At 56.1% G+C, this 554-nt stretch carries 1 pseudogene; it reads left to right on the forward strand.

The features are described 5' to 3' along the window. Window positions 1-275: pseudogene (locus ACP5J3_RS15030) on the forward strand (hypothetical protein); the annotation flags it as partial. Between the last annotated feature and the right edge of the window lie 279 nt (window positions 276-554).

A 554-nucleotide genomic window follows, 5' to 3' on the forward strand; every position in this document is an offset into this window, starting at 1 on the left:
TGGAGATCACAGCTTTCGCCGTCGCCGTGGCCGGGGGCGCCGTCGTGGGTGGGGTTATTCTTTGGAGTTTCGGCGGCTTGCTTGCCGGCTTGTTGTGGCGTCGGGTTGTTTTGCCGTGGCCTTTGTTTGGCGCCGCGGTTGGGCTGGTGGTGGCGGCGGTGGATATGGCTCTGTATATAGCAAGCCAGTTAGAACCCGATCCCAAGTTCATTCCGGTGCACGTAGCAATAGGCGTAGCGCTAGCCGCTATTCTGAAGCGAAAAAAGACGAGCTAAGCCGTAGCGGCGTAGGAGCGTAATCGCCCTTCTGAACTAATCTTTAGTGGTGTTGCCAGACGAGGGCCACGTAATTACAAAAGTGTCAAACCGGGTGAAGGCCTACAGCAGAGTTGTGGAGTTCATCGCAAAACCCTTATGAGGGGGTTGCGCACCTTGTATGAATAAGCCATCGCCCTGGTGGCAGTTTCCTGCTCAAGGCGGATCCTAGCCCTAATCAACTCCTCCAGTTGCTCCCTGGGGGGCTTCTGCGCCATTATGTTCAACACCACCTTCGCA

It is taken from the genome of Pyrobaculum sp. (assembly GCF_049971835.1).
GTDB lineage: Archaea > Thermoproteota > Thermoprotei > Thermoproteales > Thermoproteaceae > Pyrobaculum.